Origin of the sequence: Nocardioides sp. NPDC101246, from assembly GCF_044767415.1 — a bacterium.
Taxonomy (GTDB): domain Bacteria; phylum Actinomycetota; class Actinomycetes; order Propionibacteriales; family Nocardioidaceae; genus Nocardioides.
In genome coordinates this window covers 62,296-67,312 of sequence record NZ_JBIWNX010000006.1, presented here as the reverse complement: position 1 = coordinate 67,312, position 5,017 = coordinate 62,296, and the positions used below count along the sequence as shown (strand labels likewise).

Below are 5,017 nucleotides of genomic sequence, written 5' to 3'. Positions count from 1 at the left end.
CTGGTGGTGCCGACCGCCCCCACCAGGGCCCCCCCCGCCGCCCCCCCCCCCCCCGCCCGCGCCCCGGGCCGGGGGGCCCCCCCCCCCCCCCCCCCCCCCCCCCCCCCGGGCTGGTCGCTGACGCCTACGCGATCATGTCGGCGCAGCTCATCGTCGTCTCCGGCGTGGCCGCGTCGTCGGTGCGCTGCAGGTGCGCCTCGCCCCACACCCTGACTCCTTCGACGACGGGCAGGACAGTGGCCCCGTACGGAGTGAGCCGGTAGATGACGGGTGCCGGAACCGGTCCGGTCACCACGCGTTCGACGAGCTCGTCGGCTTCGAGCTCGCGCAGCTGTTCGGCCAGCACCTTGGCCGTGATGGGCGCGGCCCTGCGGCGGAGGCCGGCGAAGTGGGACTCTCCGTGGGCGAGCCAGTAGAGCAGGGTCAGCTTCCACTTGCCGCCGATCGCGGTGAACGCCGCGGCCATCGGGCATCCCGGAAGCGGATTCGGGCGAGAGGGGTTACCCACAGGTGCCTTCTTGTTCACGGTTGCGCTCCGCTCGATAGTCGGACCATGACCATTCCATGCCGAGGAATTCTGAACGTAGCCCTTTTCGCCTCCCTGGTGTTCGTGACGGCGGCATCGGGTGTCGCTGCACCGCCATCCGTCTCGTCGGCGATCGCCGACGGCCAACGGGACTTCGACTGGGAGATCGGTACCTGGCGTTCCACCGTTCAGGTCCTCGCCGACCCGATCTCGGAATCCCCGGACGAATGGCTCGAGTTCTCCGGCACCAGCACCGTGCGTCCGCTCATGGATCGGCGGGCCAACGTCGTCGAGTTCGAGGTGTCGGGTCCGGCCGGCCGGATCGACGCGCTCAATCTGAGGCTGTACGAGCCGCAGTCGCAGCGGTGGAGCCTGACCTTCGTCAGCATGCGCGACGGTCTGCTCACCCCGGCGGTGCGCGGCGGCTTCCGCGACGGCGTCGGCGAGTTCTACGGCGACGATCAGCTCGGCGACCGCTCGATCAAGGTGCGGTTCCTCATCACGCGCGTGAGCCGGGACGAGGCGAGGTTCGAGCAGGCGTTCTCGGCCGACGGTGGAACGACGTGGGAGACGAACTGGATCGCTGTGGATCACCGAATCCGACGTTGAAGGACCCCGACGTGAACGTCGCCTTCATCCCGGACCTCCGTCCGTTGCGGCCGAAGACGCCGAGCCGGCGCATCTGCCCCAAGGCGCTGGGACAGATGCGCCGACTCGGCGTCTTGAGGCAGGGCGGGTCGCTCAGGCCAGGGCGCTGAGAGGGGTGGGCTTGCGGCCGCCGACCTGCTCGACGACGTCGGTGACGGTGGCGAGCTTGCCGAGGCGGGTCGCGGTGCCGAACGAGGTGAGCAGCGGGGCGATGAAGTCCGGGAGCCCTGCCGAGACCAGGCCTGCGGTGTAGGCCTCGTCGTCGACCTGGACGACCTCGACCGGCTTGCCGGACCTCTGGGTGGCGAGCTCGGCCAGATCGGCCGCGGTGTAGGCGTGCGGGCCGGTCACGTCGTACGCCTTGCCCTCATGCCCCTCGCCCGTCAGGACCCCGGCGGCGACGGCCGCGCAGTCGGCGCGGGTGACATAGGCCGCGGCGCCGTCGCCGATGTTGGTGACGAGCTGCCCGGCCGCGGCGGCCTGGGCCACGGAGTCGACCTGCATGTCGGCGTAGAGGTTGTTGCGCAGCATGGTCCAGGCCACGCCGCTCTCGCGCAGCGCGTCCTCGGTGGCGGCATGGTCGGGGACGACGCCGGCGGGGTTGTCCGCGGTCGGCTCGGGCACCGAGGTGTAGGCGATGTGGCGTACGCCCGCCTTGGCCGCGGCGTCGATGGCGGCGCGGTGGCCCTCGACCCGGGCTCCGACGACGTCGGTCGAGATGAGCAGTACGCGCTCGACACCGGCGAAGGCGTCGGCGAGCTCCTCGGGCTTGCCGAAGTCGGCGGCTCGGACGTCGGCGCCACGCTCGGCGTAGTCGGCGAGCTTGGCCGGGTCGCGGGTGAGGAGGACGACCTCGGCGGGGTCGAGGGTGGCGAGGAGCTGGTCGGCGACGAGGCGACCGAGCTGGCCGGAGGCGCCGGTGATGGCGATGGTCATGGAGAGTCCTATCTGTAGTCACAGCGATGACGGTTCTTTAAATGTAGTCATAGCGATGGCAATAAGGCAAGATAGGGGTATGGCCACGCCGACGAACACCCGTTTCGCGGTGGCCGTGCATGTCCTGACCTACCTCGCCTCGAGCGCTGCCGTAGGCCGCACGACCCCGGTCAGCTCCGATGAGCTGGCCGGTAGCACCGACGTCAACCCCGTCCACGTACGCAAGGTCCTCGGGCCGCTCCGCACGGCGGGTCTGGTCCGATCGCGTCCCGGTGCTCACGGGGGATGGGAGCTGGACGCTGAGCCAGGGACGGTCAACCTCGCCCAGGTGTGGCAGGTGCTGCAGGGGGATGATCCGGTCCTCGGCATCCACGGGCCCAACCCCGCCTGCCCCGTCGGGGCCAGCATCCAGGGGGTGCTGACCGACCTCGACCGCCGCGTCGCCAAGGCGGTCCTGGCCGAGCTCGAAGGCATCTCGCTCAGCGACGTGCTCGACGAGTCCGGTTTCGACCCGGCGGACTACGCCGGGCTTCTGCCCTGAGCTCGGGCAGCGATAGCCTCTCGGCTGTGGAGCTATATGGGGCCGACGACCGCGAGCGGATCGTCGCCGAGCCGCCCAAGCGGGTGGCCGCGCCGGAGCGTACCCAGTTCGAGCGCGACCGCGCCCGCGTGGTGCATGCCGCCTCGACCCGACGGCTGGCGGCCAAGACCCAGGTCGTGGGGCCGCAGGCCGACGACTTCGTACGCAACCGGCTGACCCACTCGCTCGAGGTCGCCCAGGTCGCGCGGGACCTGTCCCGTGCCCTGAACGGGCCGGGCTCGCCGCAGCCCGACATCGCCGAGACCGCGGCCCTCGCGCACGACCTCGGGCACCCGCCGTTCGGGCACAACGGCGAGAACGTGCTCGCCGAGCAGGCGAAGGGCATCGGTGGGTTCGAGGGCAACGCCCAGACGCTGCGGATCCTGACCCGGCTCGAGGCGAAGACCTTCGACGCCGAGGGGCGCTCGGTCGGGCTCAACCTGACCCGGGCGACGCTGGATGCCTGCACGAAGTACCCGTGGGGCTTCGGTGAGCGGAAGGGCGCGAAGTTCGGGGTCTACGAGGACGACCTGCCCGTCTTCACCTGGCTGCGCGCCACCGACGCCGGACAGCGGCAGTGCGTCGAGGCGCAGATCATGGACCTCTCCGACGACGTCGCCTACTCCGTCCATGACGTCGAGGACGGCATCGTCGCCGGCAAGATCGACCTCGCCCGCCTCGACCTCGACGGCGTCGCCGCGACCGTGGCCGACTGGTACGTCCCGGGCTTCGACCGCGCGCTCGTGGTCTCGACCATCGCCGACCTGAGTGCCGCCGGCTGCTGGGTCCCCGAGGGCGCCGCGTACGACGCCTCTCGGCGGTCCCGGGCCATGCTCAAGAACCTGACCTCCGACGTCATCGGCCGGTTCTGCGGGGCGGTGCGGGAGGCGACGTACGCCGCCGGCGGCGGTCCCTACGTCCGCTACGGCGCCGACCTGGTGGTGCCGGAGCAGACCCGCCTGGAGATCGCGCTGCTGAAGGGGATCGCGGCGCACTACGTGATGCGCACCGACGAGCGGGCCGTGAAGATGGACCGCCAGCGCAACCTGCTCGGCGAGCTTCTCGAGCACCTCGTCTCCACCGGGCCGGACGATCTCGACCGGCAGTTCGCCGACGACTGGCACGCCGCGGCCGACGACTCCGCCCGGCTCCGCGTCGTGATCGACCAGGTCGCCTCGCTGACCGACATCACCGCGCTGGCCTGGCACGAACGGCTCTGCCGACGCGCTTGACCACTTCATCCCGGCCGGCAGGACGGCTGGGGATCGGAGAGCCGGCTGAGTAGTCTCACGACCGTGAGCGATCCCCTCGTCTGGCTGCCGTTCGACCCGTCCGAGCTGGGCGATGTGCCCGCAGGTCTCCGCTTCGAGCTCTTCGACCACACCCGTTTCACCGGCGGCGAGGTGAAGGTGCCGGACTCGGTGGGTGAGGTGGCCTTCTACCTGCCGCCCTACATGCTCGGCTCGCGCATCTTCGACGTCGTCAGCCAGATGACCTCGCTCCAGGTGGTGCAGCTGCTCACCGCCGGGGTTGACGCCGCCCGCGGCCACATCCCCGCGGGGGTGACCCTCTGCAACGGCCGCGGCATTCACGACACCTCGACCGCCGAGCTCGCCGTCACGCTGATCCTGTCGTCGCTGCGGGGCATCCCGGGCCACGTACGCCATCAGGACGAGCACGCCTGGCGGCCCGGCTGGTTCCCGTCGCTGGCCGACAAGAGGGTTCTGATCGTCGGGTACGGAGCGATCGGCCGAGCCATCGAGGCGCGGCTGCTTCCGTTCGAGACCGAGGTGGTCGGGGTGGCGCGGACCGCGCGGGAGGGTGTGCACGGCTTCGACGAGCTCGACACGCTCGTGCCCGAGGCCGACGTGATCGTGCTGGCCATGCCGCTGACCGACGAGACCCGCGGCCTGGTCGACCGGAAGCTCCTGGGACGGATGAAGGACGGCGCGCTGCTGGTCAACGTCGCCCGTGGTGGCGTGGTCGTCACCGACGACCTGGTCGCCGAGCTCGCCACCGAGCGGATCCACGCGGCGATCGACGTCGCCGAGACCGAGCCGCTGCCTTCGCAGAGCCCGCTGTGGAGCTCGCCCAACCTGCTCATCACCCCGCACGTCGGCGGGGCCTCGAGCGCGATGTGGCCCCGCGCATACCGGGTCGTGCGCGAGCAGCTCGAGCGGTTCGCCGCCGGCGAGCCGCTCGCGAACGTGATGTCTCGCGCCTACTGAGCGGGTCACTTTCGGGGTAGTCCGGTAGCGAACTGCCCATTTACTGGCGAGTAATAGGCCGGTGGCGACCCGACTACCCCCCCCGCTAGCGGGTGTGAT

The 5,017-nt window shown here is 71.0% G+C and carries 6 protein-coding genes; 4 read left to right on the top strand and 2 right to left on the bottom strand.

Annotated elements, in window-relative coordinates:
• Positions 1-124: 124 nt before the first annotated feature.
• Positions 125-466 carry a winged helix-turn-helix transcriptional regulator gene (locus tag ACIRON_RS12450; protein WP_402992614.1) on the bottom strand — a complete coding sequence of 114 codons (342 nt, stop codon included), beginning with the start codon at positions 464-466 and terminating at the stop codon, positions 125-127.
• A 144-nt stretch (positions 467-610) separates the two neighbouring features.
• On the opposite strand from ACIRON_RS12450, the gene ACIRON_RS12445 reads away from it, so the two are divergent.
• Positions 611-1,135 carry a hypothetical protein gene (locus ACIRON_RS12445; RefSeq protein WP_402992613.1) on the top strand — a complete coding sequence of 175 codons (525 nt, stop codon included), beginning with the start codon at positions 611-613 and terminating at the stop codon, positions 1,133-1,135.
• Positions 1,136-1,267: 132 nt separating this feature from the next.
• Here ACIRON_RS12445 and ACIRON_RS12440 read toward each other — a convergent pair whose 3' ends face one another.
• On the bottom strand, positions 1,268-2,110 hold the full coding sequence (locus tag ACIRON_RS12440; RefSeq protein WP_402992612.1) for an SDR family oxidoreductase: 843 nt from the start codon (positions 2,108-2,110) through the stop codon (positions 1,268-1,270).
• Between the two features lie 79 nt (positions 2,111-2,189).
• Here ACIRON_RS12440 and ACIRON_RS12435 point away from each other — a divergent pair, with 79 nt between their 5' ends.
• From ACIRON_RS12435 to ACIRON_RS12425, 3 genes are all read left to right on the top strand, one after another.
• Positions 2,190-2,651 (top strand): Rrf2 family transcriptional regulator, encoded by a 462-nt coding sequence (locus tag ACIRON_RS12435; protein WP_091048634.1) that lies wholly within the window; start codon positions 2,190-2,192, stop codon positions 2,649-2,651.
• Positions 2,652-2,677: 26 nt separating this feature from the next.
• Positions 2,678-3,922 carry a deoxyguanosinetriphosphate triphosphohydrolase gene (locus ACIRON_RS12430; RefSeq protein ID WP_402992611.1) on the top strand — a complete coding sequence of 415 codons (1,245 nt, stop codon included), beginning with the start codon at positions 2,678-2,680 and terminating at the stop codon, positions 3,920-3,922.
• Between the two features lie 63 nt (positions 3,923-3,985).
• Positions 3,986-4,918 (top strand): 2-hydroxyacid dehydrogenase, encoded by a 933-nt coding sequence (locus ACIRON_RS12425; protein ID WP_402992610.1) that lies wholly within the window; start codon positions 3,986-3,988, stop codon positions 4,916-4,918.
• Positions 4,919-5,017 lie beyond the last annotated feature (99 nt).